This window comes from Spirosoma sp., assembly GCF_026391055.1.
Taxonomy (GTDB): Bacteria; Bacteroidota; Bacteroidia; order Cytophagales; family Spirosomataceae; genus Spirosoma.
The window spans coordinates 275,103-292,464 of record NZ_JAPLET010000024.1; the positions used below are offsets into that span (position 1 = coordinate 275,103).

At 51.0% G+C, this 17,362-nt stretch carries 13 protein-coding genes; 9 read left to right on the top strand and 4 right to left on the bottom strand.

Annotation, left to right across the window (positions count from 1 at the left end):
* Positions 1-59: 59 nt before the first annotated feature.
* Positions 60-1,598: an amidase family protein gene (locus tag NT073_RS21560; protein ID WP_297377569.1), complete on the bottom strand. Its 1,539-nt coding sequence runs from the start codon at positions 1,596-1,598 to the stop codon at positions 60-62.
* A gap of 185 nt (positions 1,599-1,783) precedes the next feature.
* Here NT073_RS21560 and NT073_RS21565 point away from each other — a divergent pair, with 185 nt between their 5' ends.
* From NT073_RS21565 to NT073_RS21585, 5 genes are all read left to right on the top strand, one after another.
* Complete coding sequence (locus NT073_RS21565; protein WP_297377571.1) at positions 1,784-3,145, top strand: M20/M25/M40 family metallo-hydrolase; 1,362 nt, start codon at positions 1,784-1,786, stop codon at positions 3,143-3,145.
* Positions 3,146-3,276: 131 nt separating this feature from the next.
* Complete coding sequence (locus NT073_RS21570; protein ID WP_297377573.1) at positions 3,277-5,151, top strand: M1 family metallopeptidase; 1,875 nt, start codon at positions 3,277-3,279, stop codon at positions 5,149-5,151.
* 154 nt (positions 5,152-5,305) lie between these two features.
* Positions 5,306-6,541: a multidrug effflux MFS transporter gene (locus NT073_RS21575; RefSeq protein ID WP_297377574.1), complete on the top strand. Its 1,236-nt coding sequence runs from the start codon at positions 5,306-5,308 to the stop codon at positions 6,539-6,541.
* Between the two features lie 56 nt (positions 6,542-6,597).
* The gene (locus tag NT073_RS21580) at positions 6,598-9,981 is read left to right on the top strand and encodes a DEAD/DEAH box helicase (protein ID WP_297377576.1); all 3,384 of its coding nucleotides are present in this window, start codon (positions 6,598-6,600) and stop codon (positions 9,979-9,981) included.
* A gap of 134 nt (positions 9,982-10,115) precedes the next feature.
* Positions 10,116-10,418, top strand: a complete 303-nt coding sequence (locus NT073_RS21585; RefSeq protein ID WP_297377577.1) for a hypothetical protein — start codon at positions 10,116-10,118, stop codon at positions 10,416-10,418.
* A 153-nt stretch (positions 10,419-10,571) separates the two neighbouring features.
* Here NT073_RS21585 and NT073_RS21590 read toward each other — a convergent pair whose 3' ends face one another.
* Positions 10,572-12,368, bottom strand: coding sequence for a peptidase (locus tag NT073_RS21590; RefSeq protein ID WP_297377579.1), 1,797 nt, complete (start codon positions 12,366-12,368; stop codon positions 10,572-10,574).
* A 544-nt stretch (positions 12,369-12,912) separates the two neighbouring features.
* Here NT073_RS21590 and NT073_RS21595 point away from each other — a divergent pair.
* Entirely contained in the window at positions 12,913-13,269 is a 357-nt protein-coding gene (locus NT073_RS21595) for a hypothetical protein (protein WP_297377581.1), read from the top strand.
* Positions 13,270-13,406: 137 nt separating this feature from the next.
* Here NT073_RS21595 and NT073_RS21600 read toward each other — a convergent pair whose 3' ends face one another.
* Positions 13,407-13,838 carry a VOC family protein gene (locus NT073_RS21600; protein WP_297377583.1) on the bottom strand — a complete coding sequence of 144 codons (432 nt, stop codon included), beginning with the start codon at positions 13,836-13,838 and terminating at the stop codon, positions 13,407-13,409.
* 206 nt (positions 13,839-14,044) lie between these two features.
* On the opposite strand from NT073_RS21600, the gene NT073_RS21605 reads away from it, so the two are divergent.
* The 3 genes from NT073_RS21605 (at position 14,045) to NT073_RS21615 (ending at position 16,718) form a co-directional block, all read left to right on the top strand.
* Positions 14,045-15,166, top strand: coding sequence for a glycoside hydrolase family 18 protein (locus tag NT073_RS21605; protein WP_297377585.1), 1,122 nt, complete (start codon positions 14,045-14,047; stop codon positions 15,164-15,166).
* Positions 15,167-15,228: 62 nt separating this feature from the next.
* Positions 15,229-15,969, top strand: a complete 741-nt coding sequence (locus NT073_RS21610) for an SDR family NAD(P)-dependent oxidoreductase (RefSeq protein ID WP_297377587.1) — start codon at positions 15,229-15,231, stop codon at positions 15,967-15,969.
* Between the two features lie 158 nt (positions 15,970-16,127).
* Positions 16,128-16,718 carry a DUF308 domain-containing protein gene (locus tag NT073_RS21615; RefSeq protein ID WP_297377589.1) on the top strand — a complete coding sequence of 197 codons (591 nt, stop codon included), beginning with the start codon at positions 16,128-16,130 and terminating at the stop codon, positions 16,716-16,718.
* 37 nt (positions 16,719-16,755) lie between these two features.
* Here the strand turns inward: NT073_RS21615 and NT073_RS21620 are convergent, their stop codons facing one another.
* A complete protein-coding gene (locus NT073_RS21620; protein ID WP_297377591.1) occupies positions 16,756-17,322 on the bottom strand; it encodes an antibiotic biosynthesis monooxygenase in 567 nt (188 codons plus the stop codon).
* Between the last annotated feature and the right edge of the window lie 40 nt (positions 17,323-17,362).

A 17,362-nucleotide genomic window follows, 5' to 3' on the forward strand; every position in this document is an offset into this window, starting at 1 on the left:
GTCGGGGTTTAAGGCCCCGACACCACATACACAACCCAACAACATACATAACGCTATAACTACTGCACTACCGCTTTGCGTTTTTTCTTCGGAAGCGCGGGCGTACTCTCCGGCGGTCGGCGGTGGTGGGTAGCCTGCTCATAGGCATAGGCCAGTTTGATCAGGGTTGGTTCGCTAAATGGTCTGCCGAAAAATTGCAACCCGGCGGGCAGCACATCATACGTAAATCCCATCGGTACCGAAAAAGCCGGGAATCCCGTTGGGGGCGACAAGGCATTGTTGTTTGTCCCCGAAGGTGTATTCAGATCGCCGATGAGTCGGGGCGGGTAGCTGAATGATGGGTATACCAACGCATCGACCTGCGTCGAATCCATAGCCCGCAGCAGCAACTGACGAAGCCGCTCCCGCATAGCCAGGTTTTTACCCCAGCCTTTGTGCGCTTCCGGTGCCAGCGTATCGGCGATGGCATCCAGCAGTCCTTTTTCCAGATAGGGGTGAAACTGGCGTGATTTAACAATAGATTCCAGTGTTTTATGCGGTGCGTTGGGTCCAAGACTGGCCAGATACAAATTGAAGTCACGCCGTAATTGCGGAATGGTATCAAAGGATTTGTTGATCGTATCGAGTTGGGGCACCCGAACGGAGTCGATGACAATGGCCCCCGCAGCCCGAAGTTCGTCAAGGGCTTTATTAAACACCGCGTACACCTGCGGGTCTGAATTCTTAGGCATAACCATCTGGCGAAACACCCCGATCCGCGCTCCTTTTAGCCCATCTTTGTCCAGAAACTGCCGATACGTTGGCGGAATTTTGCCCTCGCTACGCTTTGTGACCGTATCCGCTTTGTCGTAGCCAGCAATTACATCGAGCACCCGAACGGCATCTTCTACCGTCCGGCAGATGGGTCCGCCAGTATCGTTGGTCATGGCCAGGGGCGCAATGCCATCCCGGCTAACCAGGCCCAGCGTTGGCCGGAAACCAACCAGACTCTGGTGCGAAGCGGGTCCGCGAATGGAGCTTCCCGTATCTGTTCCCAAGCCGATAGCGCCGAAATTAGCTGTGACGGCAGCCGCCGTCCCCCCACTTGAACCGGCCGTTGTCCGTTTGGTGTCGTAGGGGTTTCGGGAGTAACCGGGCAAAATAGAGCTTACCGAAAACTGCCCTGAGTAGGCAAACTCCGCCAGATTCGACTTGGCAATGATAATGGCTCCAGCTTCCCGGATTTTCCGAACCACAAAGGCATCGTCGGGTGGAATGGACTTCTTCATGGCCAATGTTCCGTTGGTAGTGGGCATGTCGTAGGTATCGTAATTATCTTTTACGATTACGGGAATACCGTGCAGCGGGCCAACCATCTTGCCGGTTGCTTTGTAGAGTGAATCCAGTCGCCGGGCTTCGGCCAGGGCTTTAGGATTGACCATGATGATGGCGTTCAGGTAAGGCCCCTGTTTGTCGTAGGCCTCGATCCGGTCCAGATACAGTTGTACCAGTTGTACGGCGGTCAGTTTACCCGCCTGCATGGCAGCATGTAAGCTGGTGACAGTAGCTTCTGGAATGGTTTTAGCACTGAACGACTGGCCATTTACGAGCGTGCTCAAAAGCAAATAAACAAAAGAGAAGGAAGTTATGAATTTCTTCATTTAGCAGAATAAACAATAACTTTGACGCTATTACAGTGAGTTTAAGGCATAATAATACGCTTTTATGCCGAAGAAAAATTCAGAACCTCAAATAGTTTAATTTCATATTTCTTTCAGCACGTTTTTGTGCTTTTACACTTCTTATGAATCGAGTACTTAGCCCTGTTGCGCTGGCATTCATTTCTCTTATTTCTGTTTCGCAACCACTCCGGGCGCAACAGACGTCCTCAAAAACACAACCTTCTTCTGGCGTTGAGAAGCGGTACGTTGACGAAGTGAATGCGCTGGGCGCTCAGCCTTCGGTAAAAAAAGCCTTTCAGTTCTTTGTTGATCTTGAACCCCAGACTATGAAGGATCTGATCAACCTGACCGAAACACCTTCTCCGCCTTTCAAGGAAACGGTACGCGCTAAAAAATACGCGGCCATGCTGAAAGAAGCCGGAGCCGACTCCGTCTGGATTGACGAGGTGAGCAACGTGATTGCCAAGCGCAAAGGCCGAAAAGGTAACAAAACGGTGGTCGTGGAATCGCACCTAGACACCGTTTTTCCGGAAGGAACCGATGTAAACGTCAAGCATAAAGGCGACACTCTCTACGCGCCAGGAGTAGGCGACGACACCCGCGGCCTGACCGCCATTCTGGCCGTCCTGAAAGGTATGGAAGCGGCCTCCATTGAGACCGACGCCGATGTACTATTTGTGGGGGCTGTGGGTGAAGAAGGCCTGGGCGACCTGCGTGGAGTGAAGCACCTCCTCCGAAAAGGCGGCCCTAAAGTCGACTCCTACATTGCCGTGGATGGCGACGGCATCAGCAGCATCGTTCACCGGGGACTGGGCTCGCACCGCTATCGGATTACCTTCAAGGGGCCGGGCGGGCACTCGTACGGGTCGTTCGGCATTGTCAACCCGCACAGTGCCCTCGGGAAAGCCATTTATTACTTCACCACAGAAGCCGATAAAGTGACGCGGCAGGGTGTGAAGACAACCTATAGTGTCAGCGTAATTAACGGAGGCACGTCTGTCAACGCCATTCCGTACGAGTCGTGGATGGAGATCGACATGCGCTCCGAAAGTCCGGAGAAGCTCAATGAAGTCGACCAGTTGTTGCAGGGGGCCGTTCAGCGGGCGCTGAACGAGGAGAACGGCATTAAACGGCAGGGTCCGGCCCTGACGGTAGAGGTGAAAAAAATTGGCGATCGGCCATCGGGTAAAACCGACGCGTCGGCCGCTATTGTTCAGCGGGCCATGGCCGCTACCAGCTACATGAACGCGGTTCCCCAACTGGATGTGGCTTCAACAAACGCCAACACGCCCATTGCGCTGGGAATTCCGGCGGTTACCATCGGGAGTGGCGGTAGTGGCGGGGGCGAGCACTCGCTGAATGAGTGGTGGCTGAACGACAAAGGTTACCTGGGTATGCAGCGAATCCTGCTGGTTCTTCTGGCCGAAGCAGGGCTTGATAAAGGATCAGCAGCTTCGAAAGTGAAAGCGGAGAAACGGCGGTAAATGGCTTAACCATTCCTACCAATAACAAATTGGTCGTGTTGCTTTTTTAGTAGCTTGCAACCCTGTAGTGCCGACCGTCGATGCGTCGAACCGTCCCGGTCGGCACTACAGCACTTACCAACGTATTTCCAATGAAATCACTCATCATTGCTTTTTGCTTCGCCCTTGTGGGCGGCACCGTAACGGCTCAGGGTTTATACATGCCACGCAACGTGAAGCAGGCTTACCAGAAAGGAACCCGTTCCCTGGATGGCCGACCCGGAAAAAACTACTGGCAGAATTTCGCCCGCTACAACATTACCATCACAGCCACGCCCCCCAACCGGACCATTCGCGGAAAGGAAGAGATCACGTACATCAACAACAGCCCCGATACGCTCAGGTCGCTCGTTTTCAAACTGATCCTGAACAGCCACAAACCCGGCGCCGTGCGGCAGTCGCCAGCCTCCGACGATTACCTGACCTCCGGCATTTCTATCGATAAGTACACCGAAGGCAGAAACGATAAACTCTGGCGCGATGCCGGTAACGCCACCCAGCGGCAGGTTGCGCTGACGCAGCCCCTCATGCCCCGCGACTCCATAAAGCTGGCCTTCGAGTGGCATTACGATGTTTCCAAAGAAAGCGGGCGCGAAGGTGTACTGGATTCAACGACCTTTTTCCTGGCTTACTTCTACCCACGGGTGGCCGTGATGGACGATTACTACGGCTGGGATCGCACTACGTTTACCGAAGCCCAAGAGTTTTACAACGATTTCAATGACTATACCCTCACGGTCAACGTACCGAAAGATTACCTCGTCTGGGCCACCGGCGATTTGCAGAATGCTGCCGAAGTACTGCAACCCACCTACGCCAAACGCCTGAGCGAATCCCTGCGAGCGGACTCCATCATCCACGTAGCCACCCTCGCTGATCTGTCCACCAAAAACGTAACGATGCAGCAACCGGTCAATTCGTGGAAATGGAAAGCGAATTATGTACCCGACATCGCCCTCTGCATCAGCAACCAGTACGTCTGGGATGCATCCAGCGTGGTGGTCGATAAGAAAACGAACCGACGCTCCAGCGTACAGGCAGCTTTCCTGGATACGGCCAAAGATTTCCATGAAATGGTGGGCTTTGGTCGGCACGCGCTCGACTGGTTTTCCAACAACACGCCCGGTGTGCCTTACCCCTACCCTAAAACGACCATCGTTCAGGGGTTTGCCGATATGGAATACCCCATGATGGTGAATGATGGTAGCACCAACGATCTGAATTTTTCGCGGTTTGTGGCCGAGCATGAGATTGCCCATACCTGGTTTCCGTTTTACATGGGCATCAACGAAACGCGCTACGGATTTATGGACGAAGGCTGGGTTACGGCCTTCGAGTACCTGATTAGTCAGGCCGATCTTGGCAACGATCAGGCGACAAAGAACTTCCAGCTATTTCGGGTACGAAGCTGGATAAAAGACCCATCTGCGGAGCAGGATTTACCGATCATCACGCCCGCTAACGTCCTGAGCGGAGCGGCTATGGGCAATAACGAATACGGGAAAGCCGCGCTGGGTTATCTGGCGTTGAAAGAACTATTGGGCGATGCCAATTTCAAAAAAAGTTTGCTCGAATTTATGGCCCGCTGGCATGGTAAACACCCCACGCCCTGGGACATGTTCTACAGTTTCAATAACGCGTCGGGCAAAGACCTGAACTGGTTCTGGAGCAACTGGTTCTTCAGCAATAACTACATCGACCTCGCCATTCAGAACGTTGCCACAACCCCAACGCTGTGCACTGTCACGATTCAGAACATCGGCGGCTACGTAGCTCCAACGGATATTATCGTGAAATTTACCGATGGTACTTCTGGAACCTATCATCAGACACCGGCCATCTGGCAGGCCAACCAGCGCCTTGCCGTGGTTAAGATTCCCATCAAAAAGAAAGTTGCGTCCATTCGGCTGGAAGGCGGCATCTTCATGGACGCCGACGAGCGAAACAATGACTGGAAAGCAAAGTAACACCGGGCGGCCCGCCCGGCCGCAACAAAAACAGTTTATCATAACCCGTTAACAAACGCCAACGTCGATACCCCTTCCCCTAACAACTCCCTGCCTGGTGGGAACAATCGTTTGCTGGAACGCGTATGTAAATAAGCACCTCCCAGTTGAGTTTATGACTCGCCGACAGCATTTTGTTATTATCCTGATTTTAGGGGCTCTCTCGACAATCAGTCCGTTTTCTATCGACATGTATTTGCCGGGCTTTCCGGCTATTGCCAAAGACCTCCACACGTCCATTTCGCAGGTTCAGCTTTCCCTGACGGCTTATTTGGTGGGCATTTCGGTCGGGCAGCTTTTATACGGGCCCCTGCTCGACCGGTTTGGCAGGAAGCGTCCGCTATATGCGGGGCTGATCGTGTATTTTGTTGCCTCGATTGGCTGTGCGTTCAGTTCGTCGATTGAGGTGCTGATTGTTATGCGTCTGTTGCAGGCATTGGGCGGCTGCGTGGGGCTGGTAGCGGCTCAGGCGCTGGTACGCGATCTGTTTCCGGTGAGCGAAATTGCCCAGGTCTTTTCGTTACTTACGCTGGTAGTAGCCGTGTCGCCCATGATCGCGCCAACCGTGGGCGGGTATGCCACCGTTGCGTTTGGCTGGCACTCGATCTTCGTCATTCTGGCCATCATCACCCTCCTGATGCTGGTTGGTGTGTATTTCGTTCTGCCAAACGGTAAAGCCCCCGATACATCTCTGTCCCTCCGCCCGAAGGCCGTCATGGGCAGTTTCTATACGGTACTGAAACAACCCCAGTTTCTGACCTATGCGCTCGTTGGCGGCATTGCTACGTCGGCCCCATTCGCCTATCTGGCGGGTTCCTCCGACGTGTTCATGAATATCTACCACGTCAGTGCTCAGGAATATGGCTGGATCTTCGCTTTTCTGGCCATCGCTCTGATCGGCCCGACGCAGTTGAATCGGTTTCTGCTTCGGCGGTTTAGTAATGAACAGATCATTTTTGCCACGCTGATCTACCAAACGGTGGTTGGCCTGCTTCTCGTGTTGGGTACCTGGGCGGGCTGGTATGGGCAATATGGCCTGATCGGTATGCTGTTCCTGTTTCTGGGCGGGCAGGGCATTACCAACCCTAATGCATCGGCGCTGTCGCTGGCACCGTTTTCCCGACATGCGGGTAGTGCGGCTGCCCTGATGGGGAGCTTCCGGATGGGCTTCGGCTCGCTCGTTTCGGCCTCTGTCAGCCTGTTACACAACAATACCGCCATTCCGATGGTGGGGGTCATGACTACTTGTATTATCTTGGGGCTGGTCATTCTGCTGATCGGCGAGCGGGTCATTCGCCATCAGGCCAAATCCGCAGACCTGGAGGGGCCAATGACCGAGGCTTTGTTATAAATTCCTCAAACGGGTGTCTTATAGCCAATACGGCGAATCGACGACGGCCTACCACAATGCCCCAACATTCTGAAAAAAGCGACAGCACTAATTTTGAATACGACTACCGGCTGGATGCTGTTACGGTTCCCACGCTGACGGATAGCCTGCTGGCCGTGCATAGCGGGGGTTTTCTGTCGCCGGTAGATCCGTACGCCGATATTATTCCGACTACTATCGGCGTTGACCAGGGAACGTTTACAACGGCATCGCGGGTGGCATATTTCCCCATCGTTACCATCCAGCAAACAACCGATTCGCTACTCGTATCCTGCACCTGCGACGCCCAAAAAAACAAGCTCTGTCCGCATCAAACACAAGTACTGTCCAGCCTGATCGGTCGGCGGGAGCTGCGTATTTTTTTCGACCCGGCCATCCGGCACGAGGCTATCCGGCAGGTAGCCCGCGACTATGGACTGGAAAACGAAGCCCAACTGGACGCCTTTTTCCGGCTTGAGTACGATAATAAATCCATCAGTATTCGACCAAAACGGGAAGAACTCATCCCGTTTACCACGGCCGATCGCGAGCGCTTAACCGCCAGTTTGCTCCCGAAAACCTCACGGCAGTATGCGTTTGTGGAGGAGCCGTCGCCCCTCCACAAACGCATACTGGTATTTACGAAGCACCGGCATTACGACAACTTCTGTCTGGAGCTTTTCGACGTGGCGACGACCAGAGACGGCAAGCCCAAGAACCCCTTAACGACCCTCCAGCCACTCGACCTGCTTACGAAAGTCAACGACCTGAACGAAGTCAGATTCTACTCGGCTGTAGCCAGATTCCAGAATCATCACCGAACCAAAAAGGAAGAAATTGATCTGGAAGGACTGCGACTGGTGACGGGCAATTCATCGAAGATGGCGGTTTACTACCACTCAAGCCGTATTTCGGAGAACATAACGGCTCACTCGCTAGTCCCCATCAAACTGGCCAGCCTGCAAACCGACCTGCAATTAACCGTTCAGTATAGTGACAGCTTTTATGAGGTTGGCGGCACCGTCAAGATCAACGGGGCAACGCATGGTTTACACACCCTGACACTCCGGTACGATTACTTCATTCTGCTCGATGACACGCTGTATCTAATCGACAACCCGGCTTACCTGCGCGTTATCCAGTTTTTCGGTAAAAAGAAAACGAAACTAGCCATCCACCAGTCGAAGTACGACTTCTTTCAGCAAACGGTTTTGTCGGAACTGGAAGATCAGGTTTCGATTCAATACGCATACCTGAAACCCGCTACGCCCCGTCAACTGGCTCAGCAGGGGTTCACGCAGGACCGGGAGCGGCTTATTTACCTATCGGGTACGGAGAATTATGTGTTCCTGACACCGGTTATGAACTATGGCAACGTCGAAGTACCGGTGCTCTCCAAACGGCAGATTCACGGCGTCGACCGAAAGGGGAAGCCGTTTTCGGTAGCTCGGGACGAAGCCGCCGAGATAGCGTTCACCATGACTGTATTGGCGCAGCATCCCGATTTTTACGATCAGCTCAACCAGAGTTATTTCTATCTTCACAAAAAGCATGTGCTGGATGAGGGCTGGTTTCTGGACGCCTTCGAGGCATGGGCTAGCCAGGGAATTAAAGTACTGGGTTTCAATACGCTGAAGGATAATAAGCTGAACCCTAATAAGGCTAAAGTTTCGGTGACGGTGAGCAGCGGCCTCAATTGGTTCGAAACGGAATTGGGACTGTCGTACGGCAAGCAAACGGTATCACTCAAACACCTGCACAAAGCCATCAAAAATCGCAGCCGGTTCGTTACGCTGGACGATGGAACACAGGGCGTACTCCCCACCGAATGGCTCGACCGTTTTTCGGCCTATTTCCAGGCGGGCGACGTTGTCGAAGACCGTATAAGAACGCCAAAAGTCAACTTTCAGAGCATTCGCGAACTTTACGCCGAAGAAGAACTACTGAATGACGTAAAAGATCAGCTGGCGCTCTTCGCGAAGGGGTTTCGTGATTTTACGTCCATCCGCCCCGTTGCCGTTCCGAACGAACTACAGGCCATCCTTCGGGATTATCAGAAAGAAGGGCTGAACTGGCTTAATTTCCTCGACGAACTTGGTTTTGGCGGTTGCCTGGCTGACGATATGGGTCTTGGGAAAACCCTTCAGATTATCGCGTTTATTCTCTTGCAGCGCACAAAAAACCGGTCGAATACCAATCTGGTCGTTGTTCCCAAATCGCTGCTCTTCAACTGGCAGGCCGAAGTGGCGAAATTCGCTCCCAGCCTCCGGATATACACTTTCTACGGCGTTAACCGCAGCCTGACAAAACAGGTGTTCGATCAATATGAAATCATCCTGACCTCGTATGGTACGCTCCTGTCCGACATTCGCTCTTTGAAAGAATACCCATTCAATTACGTATTTCTGGATGAGTCGCAGGCCATTAAAAACCCCGAATCGCAGCGGTACCAGGCCGCCCGTTTGCTACAGTCCCGCAACAAGATTGTGTTGACGGGCACCCCCATCGAGAACCACACTTTCGACCTGTATGGGCAATTATCATTCGCCTGCCCCGGCCTGCTGGGCAGTTACAACCATTTCAGGGCGCATTATTCCACGCCTATCGACAAGTTTGGTGACTACCAGCGTGCCCGCGAGCTACAGAAAAAAATTAACCCGTTCATCCTTCGCCGAACCAAAGCCCAGGTCGCGACAGAGCTGCCCGAAAAAACAGAAATGGTGCTTCACTGCGACATGGGACTGGAACAGCGTCGGGTATATGACGCCTACGAACAGGAGTTCCGGAATTACCTGCTGTCGACTAAAGAAGGCGACATTCCCCGTGCCAAGCTGCATATATTACAAGGATTAACGAAGCTGCGCCAGATTTGTAACGCCCCGGCGCTGCTGAACGACGAAGAGTTTTACGGCAACTCGTCGGCCAAGATCGACGTGCTGATGGAGCAGATCGAGAACAAGTCCCCGAACCATAAAATCCTGGTCTTTTCTCAGTTCGTGACCATGCTCGACCTGATTAAGAAAGAACTGGAAGCCCGGCAGATCGGGTTTGGGTACCTCACCGGCCAAACCAGCGACCGGCAGGCTATCGTTGACCGGTTTCAGACCGACGCTACCGTTCGAGTGTTTCTAATTAGTCTCAAAGCGGGTGGAATTGGCCTTAACCTGACCCAGGCCGATTATGTATATTTGGTTGACCCGTGGTGGAACCCGGCGGTCGAAAATCAGGCCATTGACCGGAGTTACCGAATTGGGCAGAAGAATAATGTAGTGGCCGTGCGGTTAATCTGCCCCAGTACCATTGAAGAAAAGATTTTGCTGCTTCAGGAAACCAAGCAGGAGCTGGCCGATAAACTGGTTAGAACAGATACTGCTATACTCAAATCTTTATCAAAGAAAGATCTGCTGGAACTACTTAATTAATGCAGCTTTTTCACTTTATGATTCAAAAATGAAGTTACTACCTAGGTTAACAAAAATAAATTATCATAAACTATAGATTTACAATAGAATTCTTATTTATCTTTACAGCGTAATACTCACCGTAACTTTTACTTATGCCTACATTATTACATACTATGGCCGCCGTGTCCGAATTACCTTTCGTAGCGGATGCTTATCCTTACAAAAATACAGATACTATTGTTGTCATTCTTAAGCCTACACTGCGTGACGGGCTTCCGCTGACCAAATCTACGTTGACGTTCAATACAGACAGTTTCACCGTTGAGGCTGTGCTTGAAGCGTATGAACGGGAAATCGTTTCGTTTTTGGCCAACACCTTGCGAACGGCCGAACGGCTTTTAGCCAAATCAACGCAGACCAGGTCAGTACCCCTAGCGCCTTTATGTTTGAACTAGAAAATCTACTTAAAGAAACTGCTACAATAATACGCTAAAAATAAGTTGACAGGTACGTTTATATACTAGTCGTTCCTGTATAGAGCTACTACTAAAATAATATACTGTTATCAGGCAAGGCGAACTACGATGTAGTTCGCCTTGCCTGTTTTTTTACAGATTCCGCTGCCAGGTTTCCCGTAATTGAACCTGTTGAGGTGTTGCCTGCGGGTTGAGTTGAAATTTATATTTTTGAACGAGTTTTTTTTCCTGAACCGTGCTTTTAACCTTCAGTTCCTGCCCATTTCGTCTGACAGTCAGCTCATACACATCGCCCACCTTTTGCTTCTTCAACTCATGTTGAATGTCACTGAACGTTTCCAGCGTTACAGGTTGCCCGTTATATGCAACCCACTCGTCTTTTTCCTGCAAACCCGCTTTGCGTAGGGAGTCACTCAGGCTTGTCAACAAGAACTTATTATCGACAAAACCAGCTCCCATACCCATGTAGGGTGCTTTCTGACCCGTATTTACACTGGGCATGTAAGTGATTCCTAACTTCCCATAGTAATCGCTGAAGGGTAGCGGATCGGTCGCTTTCACGTATCGGTTGAAGAAATCGGCAATTTCGGGATACGTCTTCTGGGTGAAAATGGTAAAGAACTCTTTCTCGGGAAAGGCCTGATTAGGACCGTATGTTGTGGCCAGTTCATTGATAACCTCACGCAGCCCACGTTTCCCGTTCGACAGTTCGAGCAGGCGAATGTCCAGCAAACCGGCTACCAGAGCACCCCGGGCGTAAATGTTGCCGTACTGCCGCTGCCCTTCGTCGGTGTAGCAGGTTAGGCCCAGCTTACTCAGACTATAGGTCGTATCCAGACTTTTGTCGTACGCTATTTTCTGGCTCAGCTCCTCGAAATAGGTTGGCATATCCATAATCTGTCCCCGAAGCTGCATAGCATCGCTGGCCCATTCAGTTACCCCTTCGTAAAGCCAGAGGTGTTCGGAAGGTGTAGGGGTCACAAAGTTGAACTGTTGGATGATTTCGCTGTGAATATTGAGTGGCGTAACGACATGGAAGAATTCATGTGCGGCAATAGACGTCATATTGTCGGCCAGCTTTTTCGAGAATTCCTCTTCTTTGATCACGTATTCGGAACTATAGGAGTGCTCCCACGCGCCCCAGTCCTGATCTTCGAAGTGATAAAGAAAGGTGTACCGTTTTACGGGCAACTGCTTCAAAAACTGACCAGCGGCATTGAGCATCGACTGCATATTGGTGAGCAGCTGATCGGACTTGATCTTGTCGCTTTTCGAGTAGGTATATACGTCGATCTGTGCCCCGGCCACCGTGGTCGTTGCTTTGGTCAGACGACCGAGCAAGATGGGCGAATCCACAATTCGGTCGTAGTTAGCGGCCGTAAAGTAACCCTTTGTGTTTTTTTCCAGCGCCGTCCCTACCGACCATTCGACGGGGTAATTGAGTTTTACGTCGATGGGTGCGTCCTGCATACCAGTAGGAAAGCCAAACACACCCTGTCCGTTGATGAGCACGTGGTCTTTTTCGATGGACGTACCGCACATGTTATACGGCTTGTGCTCGTTGACGGGTGTATCCCAGGTTTCGGCGATGCTGTACTGGACAGTTCGCACATTTTCGGGTTTATCAAACTGCCATTGATTGGTCGACACCTGCTGTGTTTTCAGCTCGCGGCCTTTGGCATCGAATGCTTTGAACGACCGCACATACCGGCCAATATCCATGATCTGATAGGTGCCGGGGGCGGTGGATGCGAACTGGTAAACGGCATTGGCGGCCGTCAGTCCGCTAACCCGCAGGGTCACCTTAAATTGATCGTCGGCGCGGTCGTTAAGGTTCACTTCGTATACCAGTGGCGTAGTGGGTTTGGCCGTTGTGAATTGAAAAAGGAGTGTGCTGGACGCCAGAACCAGCAAGCGTAAGATCTTCATAAATGGTCTATATCAACGTAAAGCAGCAAGTTAACTGAACCCACAAAACGGCTAAAGGCAGATAGTTCTTGCGGAAGTATTACGGGATAAATGGCGTTGGTGTGTTTGGCAAGAATAAGTTGTCAATCTGCTGCGCCAGACGTCGGGCGTAGTCTGTGACTACGTCCGGGCGTTATCCGGTCTCTGACCGGTATTAAGAAACTAGCGTATTGCTCCGGTCGGAGACCGGATAACACAAAGACGTAGTCACAGACTACGCCTAACCACCGGACCTATTCAACCAACTACGCTTGGTCTAAAAATAATACCAGCAAGCATAAGTAACCCATAGGCGCAAATTCACTTACTTTACCAACATGCAAAAGTCTACCAATCCATGAGTGAAGGCTACATAATAAGAGACCCAGCCGCTACGCATTTTCTTACACTGCAGGTGGTCGACTGGATAGACGTCTTTACCTGACGTATTTATCGGGATATTGTACTGGAAAGTTTAACCTATTGCCGTCAGAAGAAAGGGTTGTTGGTTTACGGCTATGTCATAATGAGTAATCACGTACATGTAATGGTTCGGGCTCGTGATGAGAATTTGCCCGACGTATTACGAGACCTTAAGAAATTCACCGCTAATCGTATAATCAAGGAAATTAGTAGCAGTGATAGGGAAAGTCGCAGAGACTGGATGCTCAAGCGATTCGAATTTTCGGCTCAACGCCATGTTCGTAACTCCGTCCATCAATTCTGGACACACGAAAATCACCCTATAGAAATTACATCTACTAAGTTTATCAACCAGAAATTAAATTATATTCATGAAAACCCAGTTCGAGCAGGCTGGTGGAAGAGCCACAGGAATACCTCTACTCAAGCGCTCGCAATTATGGTGGACGTAAAGGATTGATCGAAATTGATTTGATATAAACACCATGTCGATATGATAATCGACATATGCTTGGACGCTACAAGCTGATAAGTGACCGTTGGGCATAGTCAATGACTATGCCCAACAACGACCAATAGTTTCTTTATCATTAGTCGCTACGCACTAACCTCCGAAGCCGGTTGCTCCTGCTGGATGTAACTGGGGTCCATGTACATGGTTTCCCAAAGGTGACCGTCCAGATCCTGAAAGCCGTGGCCGTACATGAAGCCGTGATCCTGCGGCTCATTTGGCGTGGTGGCCCCGGCGGCTACGGCATTGCTTACCCATTCATCGACCGCTTCCCGACTATTCGACGAAAGGCATATGATGGCTTCGGCACATTTAGCAGTGTCGGCGATCTCTTTCTTTGTGAAGCTTTTAAAGAACTCCTCGACCAGCAGCATGACGTAAATACTCTCGCTAATGATCATACAGGTGGCCTTTTCGTCCGTAAACTGGGGATTGAAAGTATACCCTAGGCGGGTAAAGAACTCAATGGATTTTGTCAGGTCTTTAACGGGTAGATTTACAAAGATTTGGGTTGCCATACGTAGTTATGTTTAGTTGTTTACTACACAAAAATACCAGCCCCAGCCTGAAGTGAGGGTGTGTAAATGCGGCAATAAAAGGGGTAATTGCGGCAATCTTTGGCCTTCTGGTATAGGGTCGCAAAATCGCGCTCCCGAACTTTTTTTACAGAAACATCCTCGCGTCAAACCATGACCTTTCATCACCTTCTAAACCTGCTTTACTCATGATTCGACCGGTATACACTTTCCTATTATTCTCATTTACCCTACTGCTTTTGGTGGCGTTCAAACCCAAACCGTCGGCAAAACCCATTGTGCTGGCTTATGTAGGCGGTTTTCGCGGACTGGTGGATACCGAGAAAATTGCTGCCGAAAAAATCACGCATATCAACTACGCCTTTGTGGATGTACGCAAGAACCGGGCGTGGCTACATAACCTCGCTACCGACTCCACCAATTTTAGAAAACTGAACTTGCTCAAACGACGCAACCCGGACCTTAAAATACTGATTTCCCTTGGCGGCTGGGCCTGGAGTGAGAACTTCTCCGACGCGGTCGTGAGCGATACAGGTCGGGTAGCCTTTGCCGCATCAGCCGTCGACATTGTCCGGGAGTACCAGCTGGATGGTATCGATATTGACTGGGAATACCCCGGCATGAAGGGCGAAGACAACGTTTTTCGGCCGGAAGACAAAGAGAATTTCACCCTGCTGTTCAAATCCCTGCGCGAACAGCTGAACGGCCTGAAAAAGCAAACGGGCAAAGACTACCTGGTTACGACCGCCCTGCCTGGCTTCGAGGCCATTTTTACGCATACCGATATGGCTCAGGCCCAGCAGTATCTGGATTACATCAACGTGATGTCGTACGATTTCTTTACGGGAGGTCCACAGGCCGGGCATCATACGAACCTGTACGCATCCGGTAAAGTAGACAAGGAAAGCTCCGGCGATTTGTCGGTGAAGCGGTATGAACAGGCGGGTGTTCCGGCCAGTAAGCTTTTGCTAGGCATTGCCTTCTATGGTCGGGCCTGGCAGTTGCAAAACGATAATCCCAAAGCACATCCCAGAACTATTACAAAAGTGGAGCGGGGCGGTGGCTACACGTTTATCAAAGACAGCCTGCTCACCAATCCGGCTTACAAACGCCACTGGGACCGGCGTGCCAAAGCCCCTTACCTGTACAATGCCGACCTTAAACGGTTTGTCTCCTACGATGACGAGAAATCGGTGAAGGCCAAGTGTGACTACGTGAAGAAAAACGGCCTGGCAGGTGTGATGTTCTGGGAATACTTCAGCGACCAAAAAATGTATCTGCTGGATGAAATTAACCGGGAGTTACTGTAGCACAGGTTCATTAAAGATAAGACAACCATTTATTGCTCATTTATTGACCGTCAACTTATTCTATGGATATATCCACAAATACCATCCTGATTACGGGCGGGGCCTCCGGCATAGGCTGGGCACTGGCCGAACGCTTTCTTCAGGCAGGCAGTCAGGTGATCGTCTGCGGACGACGGGCCGACAAGCTACAGGAAGCCCAGCAGAAGTACCCGCAACTCCACATTCGCCAGTGCGACGTGGGGCAAGCTTCCGAACGAGTGGCGCTGCTCGACTGGGTGCGCAGTGATTTCCCGCAGGTCAATGTACTCATCAACAATGCGGGTATCCAGCGACGGGTGCAACTGACCAACACTCAGGAAGACTGGACCGAAACCCAGGCTGAAATAGCTATCAACCTGGAAGCGCCCATTCATCTATCAACGCTGTTCATTCCGCATCTGCGGGAACAGTCTAAAGCCGCCATCGTCAATGTAACCTCCGGACTTGCCTTTGTGCCGGGGGCTTTTGCGCCCGTTTACAGCGCCACTAAAGCCGCTCTGCATTCGTTTACCATGTCACTGCGGTTTCAATTGACCAAAACCTCGATTGAAGTTATTGAACTTGTGCCTCCGGCTGTCAACACGGATTTAGGCGGTACAGGACTGCATAATTTTGGTGTGCCCGTGGGCGATTTTGCTGACGCGATGATAGCGGGTCTGGAAGCCGGCGCTTTGGAAGTCGGCTATGGCACATCGGAAACGAACCGAAACGCATCTCGGGAGCAGATCGACGCAATTTTCCAGCAGATGAACAGCCGGTTTTAATGAGCAAAAGAAGCCTTTCCCACGAAAAAGGGGAGTGAATACAGGGGTCTGTCATCCATACATGACAGACCCTAACTATTTACGCATATTCCCAAACAATGCCATTTAGTAGGCTGTTCAGCCTCAAAATAGCAACAGAACTAACTGAACTCAACGCCATGACAAATCAAGATCACAATCAGTCAACCCCCTGGGGCCTTCTATCAGCAAAGGCAATTATATATGTGGCTATTGGAGCCTTCATATTCGCATTTTCCGGTTCATTTACGGCAGTATCAGGTAGCATTCTGGCGGCATTATTTATGCTGGCGGGCGTTTTTCAGCTCTTATTTTCGAGACGGAACAAAACTACCGATACCTCCAACATCTGGGGTCTGATGTACGGCTTCAGCGACATCGGTTTCGGTATCGCCATCCTCATTTATTCGCTGGGCGATTCGGACAGCATCGTACAAACGCTTGCCTTCTGGGCGTTGCTGTATGCCATTTTACAATCCGTACAGGCTATGTATTCGTTTATTGCCGCAAGGGGTGGAACAAGCGCACCGCTCAAGAGCATGTTAACGCATGGCGTCACGGTGCTGGTATCGGGGGGTATGTCGTATGTGCTGTTAACGTTTGCAACGGGCTTTAATGAGTCCATGCACCTGTCCGGTCTATTTACCATTGGGCTGGGTGTCCTTCTTTTCGTACTGATCCAGTTGATGCGCGCCCAAAAAGCCAACGAGACCGAGCATCGCGTTGGGTAACCGGAATTCTACCCGACAGCCTCTGGCTGTCGGGTACTTACCGATAGAGCCATTTGGCAACAAGCCGGGTGTAGCGGGGCATGATAACAAACGTCATGAGCGCTACAATGAGCATGCTTATCAGCAACGGCTTGAACAGTGAGAACGACAAAACAGGAAGTGCCGAAAAAAGGGGCGAAAGCACCAGCGGGACAAGTACAGACAATGGAAAAATAGCTGACCACGTCAGCAGAAACTGCTTATACGGGGGTGCTATTTTTCTGGTTTCCGGCGGAGTAAACCAAAACTCAAGTCCTGTCTTTATTTCTATCTTCTCGTCCGTGTTCAGAAACGGACGCACCTTCTCGACCATCTGCCTGCGCGTATCAGATTCCAGCCAGTGGCGTAGCGTCGTTTCGGATGCGAAATGCAGGACAATGGTATACTCGTCGTTCTGGCCGTGGGGTTTGATGATGTTCACTCCGCGATGCCCGGTGGCTCCTTGGGCTAGTTCTACCATGTCTTTCAACCAATTCTCATATGCCTGAACCTGGTTTTTATATGGCCGTTGCACAATGATGGTCGTAACGGCACTCTCGATTTCGATGGGGATACGAGCTGACATAACGTGAATTCTTTTAAACTAAAGGGAAGCTTTTTTTGGG